General features: G+C 59.0%; 18 protein-coding genes. 7 read left to right on the forward strand and 11 right to left on the reverse strand.

Going from position 1 to position 20,635, the window contains the following annotated elements; translation table 11 throughout:
- Nucleotides 1-21 precede the first annotated feature (21 nt).
- The 6 genes from DXD94_RS02335 to DXD94_RS02360 form a co-directional block, all read right to left on the reverse strand.
- Nucleotides 22-990 (reverse strand): hypothetical protein, encoded by a 969-nt coding sequence (locus DXD94_RS02335; protein WP_117763117.1) that lies wholly within the window; start codon nucleotides 988-990, stop codon nucleotides 22-24.
- A gap of 121 nt (nucleotides 991-1,111) precedes the next feature.
- Entirely contained in the window at nucleotides 1,112-1,768 is a 657-nt protein-coding gene (locus DXD94_RS09550) for a hypothetical protein (protein ID WP_147293052.1), read from the reverse strand.
- Between the two features lie 9 nt (nucleotides 1,769-1,777).
- On the reverse strand, nucleotides 1,778-4,282 hold the full coding sequence (gene pglX / locus DXD94_RS02345) for a BREX-1 system adenine-specific DNA-methyltransferase PglX (protein ID WP_117763118.1): 2,505 nt from the start codon (nucleotides 4,280-4,282) through the stop codon (nucleotides 1,778-1,780).
- Nucleotides 4,283-4,348: 66 nt separating this feature from the next.
- A complete protein-coding gene (gene brxC / locus DXD94_RS02350; protein ID WP_117763119.1) occupies nucleotides 4,349-8,011 on the reverse strand; it encodes a BREX system P-loop protein BrxC in 3,663 nt (1,220 codons plus the stop codon).
- A gap of 78 nt (nucleotides 8,012-8,089) precedes the next feature.
- Nucleotides 8,090-8,782 (reverse strand): DUF1788 domain-containing protein, encoded by a 693-nt coding sequence (locus DXD94_RS02355; protein ID WP_117763120.1) that lies wholly within the window; start codon nucleotides 8,780-8,782, stop codon nucleotides 8,090-8,092.
- Between the two features lies 1 nt (nucleotide 8,783).
- Nucleotides 8,784-9,434: a DUF1819 family protein gene (locus DXD94_RS02360; RefSeq protein WP_117763121.1), complete on the reverse strand. Its 651-nt coding sequence runs from the start codon at nucleotides 9,432-9,434 to the stop codon at nucleotides 8,784-8,786.
- Between the two features lie 340 nt (nucleotides 9,435-9,774).
- Between DXD94_RS02360 and DXD94_RS02365 the strand changes: the two genes are divergently transcribed.
- The 3 genes from DXD94_RS02365 to DXD94_RS02375 all read left to right on the forward strand — a co-directional run bounded on the left by DXD94_RS02365 (nucleotide 9,775) and on the right by DXD94_RS02375 (nucleotide 12,437).
- Nucleotides 9,775-9,963, forward strand: coding sequence for a hypothetical protein (locus DXD94_RS02365; protein ID WP_117763122.1), 189 nt, complete (start codon nucleotides 9,775-9,777; stop codon nucleotides 9,961-9,963).
- Nucleotides 9,964-10,077: 114 nt separating this feature from the next.
- On the forward strand, nucleotides 10,078-11,202 hold the full coding sequence (gene serC, locus DXD94_RS02370) for a 3-phosphoserine/phosphohydroxythreonine transaminase (protein WP_117763123.1): 1,125 nt from the start codon (nucleotides 10,078-10,080) through the stop codon (nucleotides 11,200-11,202).
- A 71-nt stretch (nucleotides 11,203-11,273) separates the two neighbouring features.
- Nucleotides 11,274-12,437, forward strand: coding sequence for a phosphoglycerate dehydrogenase (locus tag DXD94_RS02375; protein ID WP_117763124.1), 1,164 nt, complete (start codon nucleotides 11,274-11,276; stop codon nucleotides 12,435-12,437).
- 348 nt (nucleotides 12,438-12,785) lie between these two features.
- On the opposite strand, the gene DXD94_RS02380 is transcribed toward DXD94_RS02375, so the two are convergent.
- Nucleotides 12,786-13,835, reverse strand: coding sequence for a hypothetical protein (locus DXD94_RS02380; protein ID WP_117763125.1), 1,050 nt, complete (start codon nucleotides 13,833-13,835; stop codon nucleotides 12,786-12,788).
- A gap of 154 nt (nucleotides 13,836-13,989) precedes the next feature.
- Here DXD94_RS02380 and DXD94_RS02385 point away from each other — a divergent pair, with 154 nt between their 5' ends.
- Together DXD94_RS02385 and DXD94_RS02390 are read left to right on the forward strand one after the other, a co-directional pair.
- Nucleotides 13,990-15,210, forward strand: coding sequence for a M20 family metallopeptidase (locus DXD94_RS02385; protein WP_117763126.1), 1,221 nt, complete (start codon nucleotides 13,990-13,992; stop codon nucleotides 15,208-15,210).
- 39 nt (nucleotides 15,211-15,249) lie between these two features.
- A complete protein-coding gene (locus DXD94_RS02390; protein WP_117763127.1) occupies nucleotides 15,250-15,948 on the forward strand; it encodes a DUF1015 family protein in 699 nt (232 codons plus the stop codon).
- A 132-nt stretch (nucleotides 15,949-16,080) separates the two neighbouring features.
- Here the strand turns inward: DXD94_RS02390 and DXD94_RS02395 are convergent, their stop codons facing one another.
- The 3 genes from DXD94_RS02395 to DXD94_RS02405 all read right to left on the reverse strand — a co-directional run bounded on the left by DXD94_RS02395 (nucleotide 16,081) and on the right by DXD94_RS02405 (nucleotide 18,029).
- Complete coding sequence (locus tag DXD94_RS02395) at nucleotides 16,081-16,716, reverse strand: histidine phosphatase family protein (RefSeq protein ID WP_117735576.1); 636 nt, start codon at nucleotides 16,714-16,716, stop codon at nucleotides 16,081-16,083.
- A gap of 18 nt (nucleotides 16,717-16,734) precedes the next feature.
- On the reverse strand, nucleotides 16,735-17,277 hold the full coding sequence (locus tag DXD94_RS02400; protein WP_117763128.1) for a histidine phosphatase family protein: 543 nt from the start codon (nucleotides 17,275-17,277) through the stop codon (nucleotides 16,735-16,737).
- Nucleotides 17,278-17,357: 80 nt separating this feature from the next.
- Nucleotides 17,358-18,029, reverse strand: a complete 672-nt coding sequence (locus DXD94_RS02405) for a nitroreductase family protein (RefSeq protein WP_117735574.1) — start codon at nucleotides 18,027-18,029, stop codon at nucleotides 17,358-17,360.
- 233 nt (nucleotides 18,030-18,262) lie between these two features.
- Here DXD94_RS02405 and DXD94_RS02410 point away from each other — a divergent pair, with 233 nt between their 5' ends.
- Together DXD94_RS02410 and DXD94_RS02415 are read left to right on the forward strand one after the other, a co-directional pair.
- Complete coding sequence (locus tag DXD94_RS02410; RefSeq protein WP_117763129.1) at nucleotides 18,263-18,865, forward strand: HdeD family acid-resistance protein; 603 nt, start codon at nucleotides 18,263-18,265, stop codon at nucleotides 18,863-18,865.
- On the forward strand, nucleotides 18,866-19,348 hold the full coding sequence (locus DXD94_RS02415; protein WP_117763130.1) for a DUF188 domain-containing protein: 483 nt from the start codon (nucleotides 18,866-18,868) through the stop codon (nucleotides 19,346-19,348).
- A gap of 106 nt (nucleotides 19,349-19,454) precedes the next feature.
- On the opposite strand, the gene DXD94_RS02420 is transcribed toward DXD94_RS02415, so the two are convergent.
- On the reverse strand, nucleotides 19,455-20,543 hold the full coding sequence (locus tag DXD94_RS02420; protein WP_117763131.1) for a putative manganese transporter: 1,089 nt from the start codon (nucleotides 20,541-20,543) through the stop codon (nucleotides 19,455-19,457).
- Nucleotides 20,544-20,635: the final 92 nt, after the last annotated feature.

A 20,635-nucleotide genomic window follows, 5' to 3' on the forward strand; every position in this document is an offset into this window, starting at 1 on the left:
ATATCCTTACCGTATCTGCAGTTACTTAATCTTCGCCAGCACATCCTGAAGCTTGGCGTAGTTAACCTTGACGCCGTCATCCAGGTCGATCTTAATCATCTGGTCTGCCAAGTGGTGCAGTTTCTCCTCGTAGGCAATGGTCTCTTTGAGCTGGTCGTTGAGCTTTTTGATGCGCTTATCCAAGCGCACGCGCTCACCGCGCTCGGCACTGACAAGGGCATCGTTGGCATAGCCGATCTGCGAGCGATAGCGCTCCTGCTGCTCATGCACATAGTCGGTGCGGATGCGAGCTAACAGGTCGGGCTGATAGCGATGCATGTAAACAAGGCACTTGAAGCCGTTCTTTTTGCCACTGTCGAACAGCCAGTAGATGGGGCGCTTCTTATAGGTCTGGCAGTGGTCCTTAAAGAAGTCCTTCAAAAAGTAGGTGCGGATTACCTCGCGCGAGGTGCCCTTACCGCCGAGCGCCTCGGCAATAAAGGCCAGGTTCTGCTCGAGCGTCTCCTCGCCGTACACGGTACGCACAAAGTCGATAAAGTAGCGCACGATGTCGTCGTCAAAGTACTCGTCGTCGGTGATGGGCAGCACGTTATCGCTATCGGGCATAAAGGTCACGTGCGCGGGATCAGACATCTTTGACATATAGTCGTCGATCGTGGCGCCCTGATCGGCCAGGACCAGCCCGTCCACATCCAGCGAATAGCGACCAAACATGCACCCCACGGCATAGCTTATGAGCGAGGTGATCTCGTCGCGCTTGGTACGCACGTATTTGTTGCCTTTATAGCTCTCGGGAATCTCATCTGCGGTATCGAAGATGCGCGCCACCGAAACGAACTTATCCTCGACCTCGATGGGCACCTCCCCCTCCATGTTGTAGATCTTGGCAAAGATTCGGTTGAGCTCTTCCTCGTTCGCGCGAAGCTGCTCAAAGCGAGCATTGACCTCGGCCTTGCGAGCCTCGTATTTATCTTGAAGTAAAGTGGCCATGACAGACCGCCCTTTCTTTGTTGAAAAGTGCGGCTATGCAAATTTAAAATTTGCACTAGCCAGCTAAACAATTAACAGATTTAAATTCTTTACGGATTAAAGCGCGTCGTTTATTAATCCCCTAGTGTTTGTTGCTCTTTCTATGAATGAGCTTTTCAAATTCGCCTCTGCCAGCGTCCTTAAAATAAAAACGAGCGTCAATATCAATCGCCTTTATCCAGTCGGTAAACGCCTTTTGAGGCAGAAGCATCATGGCAGTCGTTTTTCCACTTGAACCACCAGCTTTATCCTCGAGAAGCATCATTCCATTCGGGAAGTAATACGTACACCCATGTGCAAGTGAATTGCGGATATGAGTTAGTAAAGTCATTCCTTTACCTGAGTCTTTAGGTTCGGGACCCTTGCGACCAGAGATTGTATAAGGTTGAATACAGAGGACCCTCGGACTAACGATATCAATCGGAGCTTCAATCTCTTGTTTAACTCCATCAGCCGACTTTTGATTTACAGTTGTTTTAAATCCATATTCCTCAATCACATCTCCAAGATTATCAGCCATAAGTAATTCACGCTTCCCGGAAGGCACCCCTTCATACTCAAGAAGAGTATCGAATGGCAATTGTTTCAATCCATAATCAGAGGCGGTTCTTCTTTGAGAAGCAGAGTTAGCTACAGATTTAGTCACAAAGAAATCCCAAATAGAAGAAATCTCATCCGGAGTCCAATAGCTAGATTCATGCAGAGACATATGAAATGAAGATATACAGGCTTTGTCCATAACCAGCACCTACACCAAAGGGTTATGTTTGAAATCCCAAGAGGTTTCAAACGAATCCCAATCGGTTTTTGATAGTTCGCGGCACGAGTCGACCATGTCGTTGACCAACGGCTCCTGTTCCTCGTTCTGAATGATCGGGTAGGTTGCGATTTGGCCTACCTCGAAATTAAGCGTCGGCGAGAGCATGCTTGCGACACGCATGATCACGGAGCTGTTACAAGCTCCCTGGAGATACTTGAGTGACTCCTCGTCGCTAAAAACGCTCGTGCCCGCCACATCAAAGATATGCCCAGCAGGCTTAAAACGAAACGCAATGGACCCGCTTGAAATCTTCGACCAGGTAATCGATGGGCTAAAGAAGCAGTTTGTATTCTGTGGCCTGGAAAGCAATCTACCATTCTGGTCTTTGTAATTACGGATCTCCTGTCCGTCATTCTCCCAGTTAACAACTGAGCTATTATTTCCGTACCATTTGCGGAAATCGCCGCCCTTGTTGTAGGGGAACCACTTGCAAGCGCTTTCAATCGACTCTTGAATAGATCCACAGGAATAGACGCTCTTGCAATCATCGACTTCCCACCACTCGCGAACGAAACGAGCGTTCTCGCCAGTAGCAAGCCCTTGGCGCGGCTTGCCATACTCACTGAGCTGTTTTGCGTTTCCAAACGCATCCAGAAGAGCGTCACTGGCCCAATAGGCTATGGGGGTGCCGGGGATTTGCTTGAAGGTGTCGGCATCGCGGCGGTAGAACCAGCCGCAGTCGGGGTTTTGGATTGCCTCGAGGGCCTTGGGGGCCTGGGCAGCAGCACCAACGAAGTCAGAAAGGCGCACATAGCCGCCCTTGTAGCCCTTAATGAATGAGTTGTGGAACGTATAGGTACAGATGGGCACAGTAGCGCCAGCAAAGCCCGAGTACTCAAGCTGGATGAGAGAAGTCAGCGTTCTGTCGTTGATAATCTCGTTGCGGAGCTTCTCGTAACTTCCGATAAACATCCAAACGAAAGGCGACATTACGCCGCACTCGCCATGATCTTTAGCAAATTTGAACATGCGAACGACAAAGCTGGAGAACAGGTCGCTCTTCACGTCGGGGTAGTTCTTCTTGATCCACTTGCTCATGAATGGATTAAAGCTGCTGCTGCCCATATACGGAGGATTCGCCACGGTGCAGGTAAAACGACGGGACAGCTTTTCACAGATGGCGGCAGCGCCTTCGAGCTTAGTTTTGGTCGCAGCGGCAAAAAGGTCGTCGGAACAGCTCGCTGCGGCAGCCTTGAGCTCATCAATCTCGGCCTCTGAAGGATTGAGCAGCGAGCCAATTTCGCCCAAATGACTCAGCTCCTCGGCGAGCTTCTTGTTACCCGGCAGCTCGTCCTCCCCCAGTGGAATGCTCGAGAGCACGGTAACGTCGGCGCCAACGCCACGCCTAAAGAAGCGACGATCGTGCTCGCGGGCGCACATGGCAAGCGCCAGTTCCGCGATCTGCGCCGCGCGGGGATCGATTTCCATGCCCGTAAGGTTTTTAGTAAGAATAAGCTCGGGAATTTCGCGCTCACGATAGCCGCGCTCCTCGTACATATGGAAGAGCAATTCGAACGCATAGACCAGGATATGGCCCGAGCCGCATGCAGGGTCACAGAGGGTTATCTCCTCGGGGCTCGAGATGCGGATGAAGTCCTCGTGCTCAGTATCGGGCTCGATGTAATATTCCATGCGCTCGCGCAGTGAGCTCCCGGGGTTGTTGAGCATCCACAGGCGGCCGAGCGAGTTCTCGACCATATAGCGCACGATCCACTCGGGGGTGAAGAGCTGCGTGGCAGGTGCGATGTCCGCCGCCGCTGCCTTGCGCTTGGACTTAAAGAACTCGTCTTTAACGTCAGCGTTGTAGTACTGATACATCCAGCCCAGAACGGTCACGCCCTCGCGCCAGTCCTCGTCAGTGAGGACTGCGTTGAGTTTGCCCACCACGCCGTCGGCCATCATGAGCCCCTGGGGCAACAGCAGCTCCATGGCTCCGCCCACGCGTTCAAAGACGCCTGACAGGCAATCGGCAAGTTCCTCGCACTGAGCCACAAACAGATAGCGCCACAGCGGTTCATCCAAGCCCGCCATCTTGAGCTCGGCTATGCGATCGGTATCGGCCGTCGCTATCTCCACATCCAGTGCGTTCTCCACGGCCTCGCTGCCATGGCTGCCGTCCGCACGACTTAGCATGCGCATGCGGCTGGGGAGCCATCCGCGTGCATCCATAAAGCGAATGGCCACGATGCGGTTGAACCAGGTGTAGGCCGCACGGTCGCGCAGCGCCTCGTGACCCACCTCTGCCTGCATGCGCAGCAGTTCGTCGCGTTGCTCAATCTCAGCCGGTCTTAGGGGCAGGCCGTTGACGGTCTCGGATCCAACGGGCGCGGGTGCAGGTTCGGTGATGCCGTAGCGCACCATCTGCGCCTCCACGCCTTTGATGAGCTCCGTACGGGCCCAGGTGCAGAAGCTCTTAAGAGCAGAATCGTTCATGGTTGATGAGCCTTTCTAAACGCCATAAGCCACCGGTGCGCGCTTTGGCACCGGTGACTCCGCGGGTTAGTTGATACGAATCTCGTCGTTTGCAGCGAGCGCCTGCATAAGGCGGGAGCGCAAGTCGTCCACGTAGCGCTCCACGTCCTCTGCGGACAAGAGACGACTCGGCTTGGCCAGATCGGCGCGGCGCACAGTCTTGATCTTGCGCTGGGGCTTGGGCGCGGGCACGGGAGCAGACGATGCGGCGCCCTTGTTGGAGACCTTCTTGACCACCTCACCCGTACTCATGACCTCGGTGGTGCGGCGCTCGTTGTCCATACGCACGCGGGCCTCATCCACAGCGTCGTACATCTCGTTGGCCGCCGCACTGAGCCAGTCGCCCCAGTTAGTTGCAACAACGCTCAGTTCGTTGAGACTTTGAGCGCTGTGCGCACGGTTTTTGAACGACTCGTATTTGGTGCCGGCGTCTGCTATGGCATCCTTGGCCTGATTGACAAAGCCCTTTTGACTCTCGGCCTGCGCCCGCAGGTCTTGCAGATCGCTCTCGATGCGACACAAAAACTCATTGCGGCGGATGCTCAGCAGCTTTTTCATGTCATCCTCGACGGGATCCATAAGCGGCTGCAGGTCTTTAATACGGCCGTAGGGCTTGGGATCTTTGAGGATCTCGCGCACCTTTGCCACGTTCTCCACCGCGCTGGGAATGTCATCGGAGGCATACTCGATACCCTCGGTGCGGTTCAAGAAATCCCTGGCGTGGTCAAACGCTGTTCGTTGATTGGACTCGACGAACTCAACCACCTTGTCAAAGTCTTCCTTGGCATCGAGCAAGCGCTCCTCATGCTTGGTGAACGTGGTCAAGAACGCCTCGGCCTCGTTCTGGTCCTTAAGGACGTCGGCCACCTCCGAGCGCATCTTCTCGCACTCGTCCTCACCGGGATACGGGTAGGCCGGCTTGATGCCCGTGTAGTAGTCGCGTGCTATGGCGAGGCACGCCTCGCGCAAGCCCTCAAGGCGCTCTTTGAGCTCGGCCACGAGCTTATCCTCGTTGGAGGGCACGGTCTTGAGATCAAACAGGTCACACATGAGTTCGCCCGCGGCGCGTAGCAACCGGTCGCTCATGCGCATGCGCAAGCGCACCTGGGCCTTATCGGCATCCTTGCGCAGGAGCGCCACCATGCGGCTGTCGTTAGCTTGAACCGTCTGACCGCCAAACAGCACCTGCGCGCGCTGCTCCACCACAAGCTGCGCCACCACATTTGCGATGTCGACCTCGCGCCAGCCAAAGGGCCTTTGCTGGTACTGGCGCTGGATATCGCCCATAGCGGTATCCAGGTGGCGCTGGTGCTGCACTTTGAGGTAGTCCTCGACCTCCTTGAGCGCACGCGTGTTACCCGCGTCCATGCCAGCGATCCCCACTTGAACGTTGCCCGCCAGAGTGGAGCGAATATCGGAATCGCTCGTGACCGGCGCGCCGATATAGCCGGCCTTTTCAAAGACCACATCGCACAGCTGCGCCAGCACCTGCTCAAAGACCTGGGCGGGTTTGGCAGCACGGATCTCAATCATGCGCCCGTTGACGGCGCATCGTGCATGGAGCACCGCCTCAGCCAAAAGGGCGTCAGCCTCTTTCTCGTTAAAGTCCTTCTCGCGCATTTTGGCCTCGACGATCTGGCGGGTACTCGGCGGTAGCTCCTGCAGGTTGCGCGTCTGGGCGTACATGCGAATCTTGGCGGCGTTGACGAGTGGGGCCCAATAATCCACCTCGTCGCTCAAGGCCACGATGGCCTTATCCACGGATTTCAATGCCAGCTCGGCATCGTCCGCACGGCCCAGATCGCTGGCCATGGTCACCACGGATAGTTCCATGCCGCCCATGTTAGATCCATGAATCGAGCCATCCACGTAGCGGTCAAAGGGGAAGTCGTTGGTCCCGCGGTTGAGCTTGCGCGCAGTGTAGATGCTTTCGAACAGGCGCTTCTTGATGTACTCAATCACCTTCGCGTTGTCGATCGGGGTGCGTGCGATCTCCTGCGCTATCTCCTGCTCCTCGTCGGTGAGGAAGCTATAGGTATCGCCCTGGCGTGCCACGTAGCTCTCGCGCTCCAAGCGGGCGAGAGATTCCTTGACGCGGTCCTTAAGGGCGCGCTTGTCCACGTCCAGGCTATCGATCATAAGGATGGAGATGTTCTCGACCGTGGCCTTGACGTAGCCGATGTAGCGGATCAAGTACAGGAGCTTAAGCACCCGGACATCGTAGCTCTCAAGACCCTCTGCGTTTTCAGCCGCGCGCTCCGCACAGACGACGACCTGAATGATGCCGTGCTCCAAATCCTTGGAGATTGTGTCGAAGAAGCGCCAGAACGGCACGAGTGCACCAGTCTGGTCATGCTGGATGGCCTGAGCGCTCTCCTGAAACGCGCTCAGCATGGAGCGCTCGCCCGTGGACATGTGCTTGGCCTTAACACCATGCTTGCGTACCTCGGTCATCACGTCGGGCAGAAGCTTAAACTGGTAGCCCACAAACGGGTAGCTGGCCACAAAATCCTTGGAGTTGGCGAAGCCGGCAAGGTCGGAGCGCGAGCCCCCCTCAAAGGTAAAGTTGTTTTTGAGGACGGCGGCGTCTTGCTCGTAGACCTGTGCAAGCATATCGGCCGCCGGCGCGGTCTTCTCGAGCACACGGCGTTGAATGACCTCGTCCACGCTGGAGCTGGAGAGCGAAAGGCGGGTATTGAAGCGGCCTTGGATCTTTGAAAAGTCGTTGCCCACGGGCAGGCTCAGGTTGTCGATGGCCTCCTGGCTCGTGACCACCACCCACACGCGGCCACCGCAGGCGGCACCCAGCTCCTCGACGATGGTCTGAAGGCTCAGCATAAGGCTTGGGTCTTGGTCGTTTGTAATAAACTGACCCACCTCGTCGACCATAAAGAGCAAACGGAAGTTGCCGCCGTGGGCCGCTGCCTGAGCGTCCACGTAATCCTTGACCTTTTTGGCAAAGACATCAGGGGCCAAAACCTCGTCCTCAGAACCCTCGAGCCAGTTCCATGCGGCCTTTTCGCTCATGCCGAGCACGCTCTGCAGCACCTCGACGACGTCGTCCTCAAAGTAGCTGTAGGTGTCGCGGGTCTGGAGCCAGGACTCTCCGTTGACGCGCTCAAAGGCCTCGCGGAACTCCTGGGTCTTGCCCAGGGAATCGATGTAGTCCTCGAGCTTTGCAAGCTTGAGGTCCTCGCCGTAGAAGCCGCGCGCCTCGTAGAACATGCGCTCAAAGCCGCGAAGCAGCGCCGTGGGAGCCGTATCACCCTGCTTCCACTGGCCCGCCTTGCTATCGATGTTAAAGAGGATGGCCTGCGTGGGCACCGAGCACGCGCGCTCCATGGCAGCCGCGACCATGGGGTCGACGATTTTGCCGTCAAAGTAGCGGATGGCGCTCTTACCACCGATCTGGCGATTCTCGAGCAGGTAGCTCAGCATCTTGAGGAAGTGCGATTTACCGGAACCGAAGAAGCCACTGATCCACACGCCGATCTTGTCGGTGCGCGCATCGATGGCATCGCCGTAGGCCTTGAAGAACGTGGCAAAGTGCCTCTGCAACTCGCGCGTCACCACGTACTCGTCAAGCTCCTGGCGGATGGACCCATCTTTTGAATCTTGGACCTTGACCACGCCGTTGATGGAGCGGTTGATGTCTTTTGCAAAGAGGTCGCGAACGATCGTGTTGTCCATGGGTGCTCCTTTGGGTTTGGGAACGTTATGGCAAAGGGTTGTTACCGGCGGCAGGGACTTGCCTGCGGGGAGCCGTGCTTACGAGATATCGATGGCGCGGTAGTAGTTGTCGGCCGGCAGACGGTTAAAGAGCTGGAAAGAAGAGCCGTTGAAACTGCCCGGATAGGCGGCGACCACCGGCAGGTCGGAAAAATCGACTTGCATGCAGTCGAGAAGGGTGTGAATACGAAAAAAGGGATAGACCTCGCCGGCACCGGTCAGAAGAATGACGTCGCCAGGTGCATGAGGTTCGGTTTGCTCGAGGATGAACGCGGCGATCTTCTCGGGCGAACAAAACTTGGCCACGTCCTCAAGCACACGCTGGGTGCCGCGGCGCTCCTCTTGGCGCGGAATGGCCTTGAGGACACGGCGCTTTTCGAGGATCGCCAGCACGGCGTCGTAGAGGTTTACGACCTTGAGCGTGCACGGGAGCTTGCCGGCCTCGGCATCGCGTGAAAGGGTGTCAAACAACGCGCGCGCCTCAAACTCCAGCGCAGGGTCGTAGCAGAAGGTATGGAAGCCGATCTCGTTACCTATGCCCTTGTTGGCCAAAAAGTCCTCGCTGCACAGGCACTCACGCAGGAGCTGCGCGCGGCGCTCAAATTCTTGGCGGGCGCGCTCGGAGCGGGCATGCGCCGCCACGACGCTCTGGCGGGAATGGATGCCGATATTGGTGGTGATGTCCGTCGCCGGGATGATAGCAGGGTCGATGGCGCTGTTGACGGGAGCCACGCTACATCACCGCCCTGCCGGTAAGGGCCGCGATAAGCGACTGCTCACCCAGCTGAATCAAGGCTCGCTCGACATCGGAATCGAGGAAGAGTGGTGACAGGCGCTCGGACTCCGGGCCCTGACCCTCGCCGATAAGACCGGCATGGCGGAGCGTCTGGCGCAGCGAGCCTTTGATGCGCGTGACCGTGGACTCGGTCCAGCGGGCGGCGTCCGGATACTCCGTGGTAAAGCGCGTCATAAAGGCGTTGAGGTCAACCGCCGTAAAGGCATAATCAAAGTTTTGCAGGCGCTCCCCTACCTCGACGAGCACGAGCTCGCGCACGATGTCGTAGCGGCAGATCATGCTGTAGAAGATGGCCTGGTCCGCCTGCGTGGGAGTGCCAGATGCCATAAGGCTGGTTAGGGATGACGCGGCCTCGACGGCGGTATTGGGGTCGATGCCGCGCGCGGCGCATGCGGCGTCCGTGGGCACCATGGCGTCGAGGCGGCGAAGGCACACGGTTGCGCGGTTGGCGACCATGCGCTCCGTGGGATATTGAAAGAGGTTCTCGCTCTTTACGCGTACAATGACCTGCTCGTCGCTTGCGCCCTGTATACGCAGGGCAGCGACGATGCGCATCTCATGCGGGAGGAATTGCTCGCGGGTGAGCACCCCCCCCCGAACGCTTTTTGTGGTTACATCCACAGTACACGCTCCAAGGGTGTCAAAGGCTGTCACAAGTGCGCCGCAACCCGGCAGGCAGGCGCGGCGCACATGACAATAATCATACCTGTTGGTAAAAAAGTTACCACGCCCAGAGTGTCAAATGTTGAGCAACAAAATTAAATCCGGTTAACGGTCATTTTCGCAGCTCAGAAGCTTTGACGAGATTGCCCCAAATCACACTTACTAGACAACCGCGCTTACGAATGCAGGCACGCACACGCCCAACGCCACCCTCCGCTATATTCAACATAGAGTTATACATATGCTTCTATGTAAGGAGTTTCGTATGCCTGTCGTAAAGCCTATTTCTGATCAGACGCGCGCACTAACTACCATTCAGAAACGCGAAGAACACATTCAACGTGCCATCGCCCGCGGCCACGATGACCTCACCAACGGTCGCGTACGCCCCTGGAAACAAGCAAAGGCCGAGGCGGATCGGATGCGAGCCTCAAGACAACCCTCCCCCATGTAACCATCCTGTAAATCATAGCGGCGCACTCGAGTTTTACCGTGATGCGGTCGCGCCTGGCGCTCCACTGTGCTAAAGTATCCCGAACGTTCAAACGACAACGAGGGGAACTAGAAGATGGCACGTGTGCACAACTTCTCAGCTGGCCCGGCCGCACTGCCCACAAGCGTGCTCGCCGAGATCGCCGACGAGATGATGGACTACCGCGGTTGCGGCATGTCTGTGCTCGAGATGAGCCATCGATCTAGCATGTACCAGCAGATCATCGACGACGCCGAGGCAACCCTGCGCCGCCTGCTGAGCATCCCCAAAAACTACCGTGTCCTGTTTTTGCAGGGCGGCGCCACACTGCAGTTTGCGGGCATCCCCATGAACCTCATGCGCCGCGGCCGCGCCGGCTACGTCGTGACCGGCAACTTTGCCAACAAGGCATACAAAGAAGCCTCCAAGTACGGCGAGGCCGTGTTGCTCGCTAGCTCCGAGGACACCAATTTCGACCGCATACCCACCATGGCCAATATCAACGCGCGCATTGCCGCCGAGGCCGCGGGCGAAGGGCTCGACTACGTCTACATCTGCCAGAACAACACCATCTTTGGCACCATGTACCACGAGCTGCCCGATTGCGGCGATGTGCCGCTGGTCGCCGATGTCTCGAGCTGCTTTCTGTCGCAGCCGCTCGACGTTGAGCGCTACGGACTCATCTACGCCGGCGCACAGAAAAACGCCGGCGCTGCGGGCGTGACCGTGGTCATCGTGCGCGACGACCTCATCGCAGATCGCCCCGCCTTTACGCAGACGCCGCAGTACCTGGACCTCAAGACCCAGGCCGCCAAGGGCTCCATGCTCAACACGCCCAACACCTTTGGCATCTACGTATGCGGCAAGGTGTTCCATTGGGTAGAGCAAACCGGCGGACTTGCCGCCATGGCCGAGCGCAACTGGGGCAAGGCCAACCTGCTCTACGACCTGCTCGAGCACAGCGAGCTATTCCACGGCACCACGCAAGCCGACAGCCGCTCCATCGCCAACGTCACCTTCCGCACCGGCGACGCCGACCTCGACACTGCCTTTGTCGCGGGCGCGGCCGAGCACCAGATTCAAAACGTCAAGGGCCATCGCATGGTAGGCGGCATGCGCGCCAGCGTATACAACGCCGTCACCATGGAGGACGTGCAGGCGCTGGCCACGTACATGAAGGACTTCGAAGCGCAGCATAGTTTGAGTCCGCGATCTAACTAGCCCGCAACACGCGGGCCGACCAGCCACCTCAGACCACCCTGTTTAGATCAAAACCTGCTAAGGAGTTTTCCATGCGCAAGATTAAGACCATCGACGACATCACCAAAGACGGCAAAGTCGAGTTTGGCGAGGGCTACGAGTTTGTAAGCAGCGCCGAGGAGGCCGACGCCATCCTGATGCGCTCGACCGACCTGCACGGCTACGAGCTGCCCGAGGGCATCCGCGCCATCGCCCGCTGCGGCGCCGGCGTCAACAACATCCCCGTCAAGGAGTACGCCAAGAAGGGCGTCGTCGTCTTTAACTCCCCCGGTGCCAACAGCAACGCCGTCAAGGAGCTCGTCCTGGGCATGCTGGTGCTCTCGAGCCGCGGCGTGGTGCAGTCGATGAACTGGGTACGTGACAACGCCGACGACCCCGAGATTCAGGTCGATGCCGAAAAGGCCAAGAAGGCCTTTGTGGGCCGCGAGCTTAAAGGCAAGCGCATCGGCGTCATCGGTCTGGGCAACGTAGGCTCCAAGGTCGCCAACGCCTGCGTCGACCTGGGCATGGACGTCTACGGCTACGATCCGTTCATTTCCGTCGAGCACGCGTGGGTGCTGAGCCGCGAGGTGCAGCGCGTGGGCACGCTCGAAGATCTCTGCCGCGGCTGCGACTACCTCACCGTACACGTGCCCAGCAAGGCCGACACCATCGGCATGATCAGCACCGAGCAGATCGACCTGCTGGCACCGGGCGCCGTCCTCATTAACTACGCGCGCGAGACCATCATTGACGAGGACGCCGTCGACGCCGCCCTGCGCGCGGGCAAGCTGAGCTGGTTTAGCTGCGACTTTGCCACGCCCAAGACGGTCAAGATGCCCAATACGTTTATTACCACGCACTCGGGCGCCGGCACCGGCGAGGCCGAGGCCAACTGCGCCGACATGGCCATCAGCGAGCTCAAGGATTACCTGGAAAACGGCAATATCGCGCACAGCGTCAACTACCCCGCCTGCAGTATGGGCAAGGCGCGCGCCGCAAGCCGCATCGCCTGCCTGCACGCCAACGTGCCCAACATGATCGGCCAGATCACGGCAATCCTCGCCAAGGACAACGCCAACGTGCAGCGCATGACCAACGAGTCCGCCGGCGAGAACGCCTACACCATGTTCGACACCGACGAGCACCTGGACAGCAGCACCATCGAGGCGCTCAAGCAGATTCCGTCGATGTATCGCGTGCGCGTGATCAAATAGTGCCGGCGCCAAGCCTGCCAGGCAGGCCATGAAGCCCCATTCGGCCCCCGTTTTCGCGAAACGGGGGCCGATTTCGTTGCTCCGGACGACTTTAAAATGATACCCAGAACAAGTTTTTTCGGATAATCGACAGCAAGACCCAAATCACCAAGCACGCCCGCTTTGATAAACAGCTTTATCAGGGACTTTAGTAGGTAAAAATCAATCTCTATATACCACATTCAAGTTGACTGTCGATTTTCCGAAACAACTTTTTATGGATAGCATTTTTAAAGCCCTTCCAAGGCAAAATTGAAGCCTTTTTGCGACCAAAACTCTAGCTCGCGCGAGCGTTTTCTGCCTGCGCGACTATATTCCCGCCCAATCGATAAAAATTTCCTCACGAAGCCGCCGTTCGAGCTCCTGCTGCCGCGGCGTCTTGTCTTTCAGCGGCACATCGAGATAGGACATGATGAGTTCCATCACTACGCGGAAGGCATCGGAGTCAACCAGCTGGCCATAGGTCATCAGAACGACGGGATATCCCATCGCTTGCAAGGCCGTCGTTCGATCGGAGTCCGAGATCTTGGATTCTATGGATCCATGAATGGCTTTACCTTGACATTCAACCAGGCACTCTCGGCTGCCGTCCTTATTTGCCAGCAGGATATCGGCATAGCGCCTATCAAGCCCCGAAATCAGACGGGCACTGCGCGTCATACGAATCTCAACGTTATTGGTAAGGCGCAGCCCTTCACCGCCGCGCAACCTCGAAAGACCAAACAGCATCGAAGCCTGGACCTCGAGCGGCGATGCCGCCACCCCCGTAACGCATTTTGCGGCACGTGTGAACGATTTAGCACCGCGAAGCCCTCGGATCTTATCGACGTACTCTGCAAGTTCAGAGAGCTCAATCAAGGGAGGTCGTTTCCACAAGTCCGTTGGATTCCCCGAGGCATCCTTTACGTTTTCCCAGCCCAGCCGGGCATCGCCCCATCGGTCCCCGTATGTCTGTTCAAGCGCCGACTTTACCTGAGACGCAATCTTGCACACGGCAAAGGTGCCGCACATCTCATACATGCACATGATCAGTCGCTCGTTTGAGACCGAGGAGGCCAATGTCAGCAAGGTAAAGAGCGGGGACGCGATATCGAGGCCAAACTCTGTCTGCCGCACGGAGCCAAACGGCCTCTCCCCGTTCCAAACATGCCTGACGATGCGATCGCCCTTACGTCCGCAGCTGCCCTGCGCCATAACGTGCAACGGGGTGCCCAGGAAATGCTTGACGAGTGGGTGCTCACAAAGATGCTCCCTGCGCGGATCATCCGCAGAATCGGGCAGGTCTGGCATTATTGCCAAGACCTGTGGAGGTATCCGGTGATACCGAAAGGCAGATATGTCGCACAGCATGTCGTCCATGAAGGGTACGTACCCACTACGTCGTTTGTGAGCCCGCTCGGACGGCAAACGCGATGGCTCCGCCTGCGAACGGTAAATACCGCCACGCGCGCGCCGCGGATCTCTCAGGAGGCTCACAATCAGTTTGGAAAGCAGACTAATTGTGAGGTTGCATATGGTTGATGAGGACTTTGCCCGGCGGCTTGCGCAGGACCCTGTGAAGGTTGACAGCTCAGACCCGGGCGCATATGAGGACGAGATTGAGCGCTTCATTAAGAGGCTCATTGAGCAGCAGCTGGCACAACTTGATAGTTCTGCGCTCGATGCCGTGCAGATTGAGGAGCTCGAAGTGCTCCCCGGACGCCGCAACCTCATGGTCACCGCGCCCGGTTTGAGCGACGAGCCGCGGCTGGTCTATATCTGCCATATGGATACCGTCACCTTGGGTGATGGTTGGGACGCGGACATTCCGCCGCTCGAAGCGATCGTGCGGGACGATAAGCTCTATGGCCGCGGTACCTGCGACATGAAGGGTGGCTTGGCCTGCGCCATTGCCGCGATTGTCCACGTACTCGAGCGCATAGCGACAAGCGGCGAGCTGACCCGCCGTGGCTTCTCACTCATCTGCTCGGTCGACGAGGAGGACTTTATGCGCAGCTCCGAGGCCGCCATCGATTCCGGCTGGATCGGCTCGCGCGAATGGGTGCTGGACACCGAGCCCACCGACGGGCAGATTCAGGTGGCGCACAAGGGGCGCACGTGGTTCGAAATTGAGATGGCCGGCGGCACGGCGCATGCGAGTCAGCCTTGGAAGGGTGCAGACGCCGTCGCCGCCATGGCCGAGGTCGTGTGTTCGCTTCGCCATGCGTTCGCGGCGCTGCCCGTGCATGATGAGCTGGGGCCTTCGACCATTACGTTTGGACAAATCGAGGTCGGCTATCGCCCCTACGTCGTGCCCGACCACGCCAAGGTCTGGGTCGACATGCGCCTGACGCCGCCGACCGATACGGCCGCCGCGACACGCATGGTGGAGCAGGCCATCACCGCTGCCGAAGCTGCGGTTCCCGGCTGTCACGGCAGCTATGTTGTGACGGGCGATCGCCCCGCCATCGAGCGCGACCCGAGCTCTCCCCTTCTAGCCGCACTCAAGCGTGCCGCCGATGACGTGACGGACGTGGACACGACCGTCGGCTTCTTTACCGGCTACACCGACACCGCCGTCATTGCCGGCAAGACGGGCAACCGCAATTGCATGAGCTACGGCCCCGGCTCATTGGCACTCGCGCACAAGCCCAACGAATATGTTCCCCACGCCGATATCGTTCGCTGCCAGAACGTGCTGATCGCGCTTGTCGATAACACGCTCTGGGACGCGAGCAACCAAGTTGGGGCATAATAAGCCGCGAACAAACCGACTCGCGCGTTAGGACCGCCCATGAAAGCACTTCCGTTTCCCTGCATCCGCCCAGCCCAGGATCGCGTGCTCGAAGCGCTGCCGCAGATGGGCGGCATCCTGAGTGGCAACGACGCCCTGCGCGACGCCATTGCCGACGGGCTCATGCTCAAAGATCCGGGCTCGGCATATTACGTGTACGAATGCTCCGGAGAGCCAGGGCGCGTGACGGGCGTTGTGGCGATTTGCCCGGTCAGCGTGCTGGCGGGCGACGACGCGGCCTGTGACGGCGACGCGGCCTCCGCAGATGTAGCAGCGGCCGCCCGTGCAATCACCGAGCTTAAGGTGCAGCCTCGCCCTGTAACGCTTGCTTACGAAGCCTCGCCCGTCATGGATATCATCCTCGGCGCCGCCAAAGAGGGCGCGTCGCTCTATGCCGTCACCGACCCCGCCGGCATTACGCATCGCGTGTGGGAGGTCAAACGCAATGACGCCGTTGCCGCCATCCACGCTATGCTCGACCAGGCACCGGAGCCTGCCCCCGCAGACGATCCGGCCTATGTCGCCGCGTTGGCAGGGGCGGCACAGCTCTTGGCAGACGAGGCCCGCGCGGCCGGCACCTACACGGGCAAGGAGCCGTTCAACTTTGTCATTTCCGTGCTGTTCCCCGCCGCGCAGGTCGCAGGCGGCGCGCCGCAGGTTCCAACGGGTCTGCTCACTCACCAGATTGCACGATACTAGCAGGACTTAAACGCTTAGCGCAAAGACTCGGCAGTCCAACAAACGAAGGGCGGAGATGCAATGCCAGCGCATGCATCTCCGCCCCTTTTGCATCGAGCAAGTATGTCGGCGACCCGTATCGTCACGCCTGCGTTACCCGCGCTGTGGACCCGCTGCCGCCGTCAACGGCTCAAGACCCAGCTCACGCGCATAATCTTCCTGCGTAAAGACTTCAACCAGCTCAAACGTTTCGGTCGCATCGTCAAACGCAAAGTGCAGCACCGAACAGTTGCCCGGCACACGCTCGCGCTCGTCGGCCGCCGCTCCCCTCACATGATCCAAAAACTCCTTGATGGCCGAGGCGTGGCTCACCGCGAGCACGCACGAATGGTCCGGGCGTCGCATCAGATCGGTCAACGTCGCCACCATGCGCTCACGCACCCGCATCTGCCCCTCGCCGCCAAACTGGCGATAGAAGTCACGCCACGGACGCTCGGGCATCAGCATCACGCGCTCGGCCTCAAAGTCGCCAAAGAACCACTCGCGCAGGCCATCCAGGCGCTCGTAGGCAAGGCCCGGCCACAGGCTGGCGATGGTCTGCTCCGTGCGATGCAGCGTCGAGGTGTAGGCATGATCGGGCTCAATGCCGCGCGCTCGCAAGAACATGCCGGCGCGCGCCGCCTGGTCGCAGCCCAACTGCGTAAGCGGCGAATCGCTCCACCCCTGAATGATGCGCTTAAGGTTAAATATTGTCTGTCCATGACGGACCAGATACAAGTCTTTATTCATAGGGGGTCCTTCCGTTCGTTACCAATCAAGGAGCGAAAACGCCCCGTCGCAATAGCCAAAATGGAGCACGGCACCGTTGTCGGGCTGCTCTCCCCCGCCAGTCACATACTTAAGAAACTCCTGGCAGGCTGAGCCGTGGGAGACTGCTAACACGCAGTTGTGCTGCGGTCGGGCCATAATGCGGGACAGCGCCGCGACCATACGCGCCCGAAGCTCGCCTTCCGACTCGCCACCAAAGGCCACCGGATAATCGCCCCAGGGCTGCGGCGGCATATCGCGATTTGATGTGCCCTCCAGCGTGCCCAGGCGCCACTCGCGCAAATCATCGACCGGCTCTATGGGAAGATCCTCGCCAACGATCAGCTCGGCCGTGTGGCGCGCCCGACCCAACGGAGACGAATACGCGTGGTCAAAGGAGATGCCGCGCGCCTCAAACGCCGCGCGCGTCGCCAGTGCCTGCTCGCGCCCGCACTCCGTGAGCGGCGAGTCTTGCCAGCCCTGCAAAATGTTCCGCACGTTAAGCTCGGTCTGCCCATGCCGAACCAAATACAGATCGGACACACGCCCTCCTCTCGCACCACCACAAAGGGGACAGGCACCTTTGCGGTGGCTTGCCGCCGAATCGCGCCGCAACGACGCAACTACACCAGCACGTCGGCAAGCGGACGCTTGGGCACGTGATGCACCTGCGCCTCGTCGCGCCAGTAATTAATAGAACCGTCGGGGTTGGAATCGATCGCGTCGATAACCTGGGTCTCGGCCGGCACGCCAAAAGCCATGATCAGCTTGAGCTCATACTTGTCGCCGTCGAGCCCCATCGCATCGATCGCGCGGGGCGTAAAGGCCTTGAACATGCAAGCCGCCACCTCAGGCGTTGCGCTGCGCGCGGCGAGCATCATCGTCTGAGCCGCGATGCCCGTGTCGACCTCGGTGATAGGCGCGGCGGGTTTGCCGGGAACGGTGCGCTCGGCAAGAACTGCAATGTAGCCGGTCGGGCGCTCGCCCTCGGCAGGACCCGGCCAGTCCTTGAGCGCCCCGGCCCATGCGAGCTCGTCAAACACGCGAGCGCAGTCCTCGGCACCGCTCACCACATGAAAACGCAAGCGCTGAGCATTGGCGCCACAGGGAGCCAGGTGCGCCAGCTCTGCCAGCTCGAGCAAAAACTCGCGCGGCACGCGCATGGACTCGTCAAAACGGCGGCATGTGCGGGCGCGACGGATCAGCGCATCAAACGCATCCAGGCCAAGCTTTTCGCAACCCTGCTTTGCCATCGACTCGGCGCTCAACGGCACCACGGGAACTGCTTCGTTCATAGGGACCCCCAAAAAGCCAATTGTTCTTAGGAAAATCTAACCTAAAACGCAGGCAATAACGAACAGAGCTGCAATGTTCTACACCTGTTGAATAGAAAATCGCAACGTGGGGAACAACGGAAACAAATCGGGGCCTTTGGGTTGCGTTTCGCCCTCCCCGGCCCATACGCCAGCGCCTTTAGGCGATACTGGTTGTAACGATCGCGGCTTACGCCGCACGGAAAGGAGGCCTCATGGGCATCTTTAAGAATGACGACCAACAATCGAGTCTGTTTGGATTTGACGAGAAGAGCATGGCAGGCAAGGCGATTAAAGCCGTGCGCTGGATCTACGCCGCCACGGGTGTCATCGCGCTCATCGCCGGCATCGCGCTGCTGTTTGCACCCGCTAAGACCCTCGTCTTTTTGACGACCGTACTGGGCTTCTACTTTGTGATCACGGCTGGCGTCAGGCTGTTCACCGCCATTTTTGAGCCGCTGCTGCCCGCCGGCTGGCGCGTCACGAGCATCCTCGCCAACCTGCTCATCATTCTGGGTGGCGTCATAATCCTGCGCAATCAGGCCTTCTCGACCGCGACGCTCACCACGCTTGTAGTGGTCGTCGCCGGCTTTGGCTGGATCGTCGAGGGCGTCATGTCGATTCTGGAATCCGAACTTTCCGCCAACCGCGCCCTCGCCATCCTGAGCGGCGCACTCTCCATCATTGCGGGCATGTTCGTGTTTATCTATCCGCTGTGGTCGGCAAAGATGCTCGTCATCTTTAGCGGCGCCGCGCTGCTGGTGTTTGGCGTGACACTGATTGTTCGCGCTATTCAATTTGGCAAACTGGTGCGCTAGATGTCAAAGACGCTTTTTATTGATGCCGACGCCTGCCCGGTCACGCGCGAGTCGATCGACTGCGCGCGGAGGGCGGGCGTTGCCGTCGTTATCGCCGGCAACAGCACGCAAAACCTGGAACGCCACATTCGCCGCGACGATCCGCGCGACGCCGAGCATGCGCGTCGGGGCTTTTGGGTCACGACGCTCGATGTGAGTGTGGGAGCCGATAGCGCCGACTTTGCCATTATTGAGCGCCTGCAGACTGGCGACGTAGTCGTGACGCAGGACATAGGTCTGGCGAGCATGGTGCTCGGACGCGGTGCCGCCGCCATCGGCGTGCGCGGGCGCGTCTACGACAAAGCGACCATCGATATGCAGCTGTTTATTCGTCACGAAGAAAAGAAGGTGCGCCGCGCTGGCGGTCGCACCCGCGGGCCGGCAGCCTTCGCCAGCGAAGATCGCGCCCGCTTTAAGCGCAACCTCACCGAGCTGCTACGCTGACCAAGGTAGATTTTTGGGATATGCCTAAAAATCTACCTTTTTGCTTTGTGTTCGAGAAATGCCCAGGTCATGATGGTAGATTTTAAGGCATTCTCCAAAAATCAACTTAGAGGCCAACGGCGGAGAGCATGAGGCCCCAGCCGGCACCGATGACGTACATCATGATCAGGAACAGGACGTTTTCGCGGGCGCTGCGATTGGTGCGGAACAGCACCAGGTAGCCCACGCCGGCAGAGATGAGCGTGCCGGCGAGCATCGGGGCCAGCTGCAGCGCGCCTTCCAGGTACAGTTGCGTGATGACCACACTCGCAGAACAGTTGGGGATCAGGCCGACAAGCGCCGAACCCAGGACGGCGAGCGTCTCGTTGCCGCGCAGGAACTGCTCGATTGCGGACTCGCCGAAGGTCTCGAGCACGGCGACCAGAATCAGCGTCACCAGGAAAATGAATACCGATACCTGCACGGTATGCGAGATGGCGCTGCGGATAATCGACACGGCGGGCGCACCTTCGTGTGAGTGGGAGCGACCGTGGCCATCATGATGTTCATGCTCGCCCTCATGACCGTGATCGTGGCCATGTCCGTGTTCGTGCTCGTCCTCGTCTTCATCACAGCCGCAATGGTCGCGCTCGCACAACTCGTGGATGTGGTCGGCGCTCACGCCCGCCTCGGCCACCTCGTCGATGATGTCACCGCCAGTGTGGTCATCGTGCGCGCAGTTCACGTGGGCCGGGTTGGCCGCGGTTCCCAGCACGGTACGGCGAATCGCCGCATGCGCGCGAGCGTTACGACGCAGGCCGCGAATGGCGGCATCCACGATAAAGCCCGTGACCAGCGCGATCAGCGCCTTCGAAGCCAAAAGCATCGCCATGGTCTGCACGGGAACTTGCTCGGCTAGCAACAGCGGCAGCATCTCGTCTGAGGTCGAGAGGAACACCGCAACCAGCGTGCCCAGCGTCACGACGCGACCGGCGTACAGCGTGGCCGCCATGGCCGAAAAGCCGCACTGCGGCACCATGCCCAACAACGAGCCAACCACGGGGCCCGCAGCGCCAGCGCGCTTGATGGCGCCGTTAACGCGGTCGCCCGCAACATGCTCGAGCGTCTCGAGCGCAAGGTACGTCACCAACAAAAACGGCACCAGCGAGAGCGTGTCTTTGCCGGCATCGAGCAGAATATCTATCAGTAAATCCATGACGGATGGAACCTTTCGTGTCTTTCGGCAGCATTGTAAAAGTCCTAGCGGTCAACTAGGGTATTGTAGTAGTCCCGGGCGCGGTGCCAATA

Origin of the sequence: Collinsella sp. TM10-22 (assembly GCF_003466125.1) — a bacterium.
Classification (GTDB): domain Bacteria; phylum Actinomycetota; class Coriobacteriia; order Coriobacteriales; family Coriobacteriaceae; genus Collinsella.